Annotated in this window: 1 protein-coding gene and 2 pseudogenes; all 3 read left to right on the top strand. The window is 47.4% G+C overall.

Going from position 1 to position 1282, the window contains the following annotated elements; all coding sequences use genetic code 11:
* Positions 1–361, top strand: a pseudogene (locus tag C4N24_RS14975) (DUF2812 domain-containing protein); the annotation flags it as partial.
* Between the two features lie 43 nt (positions 362–404).
* Positions 405–692 carry a hypothetical protein gene (locus C4N24_RS14970; RefSeq protein WP_242983302.1) on the top strand — a complete coding sequence of 96 codons (288 nt, stop codon included), beginning with the start codon at positions 405–407 and terminating at the stop codon, positions 690–692.
* 12 nt (positions 693–704) lie between these two features.
* A pseudogene (locus C4N24_RS14965) lies at positions 705–1282 on the top strand (hypothetical protein); the annotation flags it as partial.

Raw genomic sequence — 1282 nt, 5'->3', positions numbered from 1 at the left:
GGTATTTTTCAAGAACATCAATCTAAACTATTCTGTCGGAAAAGTTCGATTGCGTCCATGGGCGGAAATGGGCGGTTATATTGCAACAAACGCAACAACTTTTAACCGAGAACTATTGATCGTAGAAAAAGCAAACGACGGAAAGCCTTTTGAACTCCACACCTCCTATGCCGATAAAGAAAAATACTACCGCAATTTGCGTAACCCATGGCTATTCCTGCTGCTCCTATTTGCACTGTTTGCCATTATCAAATATTCTATTGCCTTGGGTATTTTTTCATTGGTTTCTGCAATTCCCAGCATTCTGTACCAGCTCCAAATTATAAATGTCCGACAAAAAGCCAAAACGTGGGAAAAATAAATAACAATCAAGAGGGTGACAACAAAAGCTGTCGCCCTCTTGATTGTTATTTATAGGAATACAAAAAGATTGCTCTGCAGCCTTTGAGGAGCAGCACCGTGCAGAGCTGACAGCGTACCGGGCGGCAGCAGCCTATTTCAAGGCAAGCAACATCACAAAGCTGCCCGGCCCGAAAAAGCTGGAAGCCGAGTATGCGCAGCTGGCATCCGAAAAGGCAAAGTTCTACGAGCAGTACAAGGAAGCTAAAGAGGAACTGCTCAAACTGAAAACCGCAAAGCAGAATGTTGCGTCCTTTTTCCGGGAGGAAGAACCGGCGCAGCAGGAGAGATAAAGGAGTGTGCGTATGATCAATCTGAAAATCGACCCGGAGTTTCAGTCCCAGATTCCCCCTCTGACCGATGATGAATTTAAGCAGCTTGAAAAAAATATCCTCAAGGAAGGCAAGCTGCTCTCTCCTTTGATCGTTTGGGGCAATACCCTTGTTGACGGTCACAATCGCTATGCGATTCTTCAGAAGCACCCCGAAATCTGCTTTTCTACCATGCCGCTCCGCTTTGCGAACCGTGAGGAAGCCCTCGCTTGGATTTGCAAGAATCAGCTGGGGCGGCGCAATCTTTCCCCCGAACAAAAGCGTTACCTGCTGGGGAAGCAGTACGAATCTGAAAAGAAAGCCGAGAAAATCTTTCACGGCAACCAGTACACTTTAGCAAAGAAAAGTGGTGGGTCTCACGATGATACCCACCACTCCGGCAAGAAAACCTGCGACCGAATCGCAGAAGAAAACGGTGTCAGCCGTGCCTCCGTTCTCCGCGCCAGCCACTATACACGAGGCATCGACATCGCAGACAACCTCTCTCCCGGCATCAAGCAGAAAGTCTTTTCCGGTGAAGTGAAGTTCACCAACGAAGAAATGTCCAAGCT

Origin of the sequence: Faecalibacterium prausnitzii, from assembly GCF_003287405.1 — a bacterium.
Taxonomy (GTDB): domain Bacteria; phylum Bacillota; class Clostridia; order Oscillospirales; family Ruminococcaceae; genus Faecalibacterium; species Faecalibacterium intestinale.
This window is presented reverse-complemented; position numbering and strand designations above follow the sequence as displayed.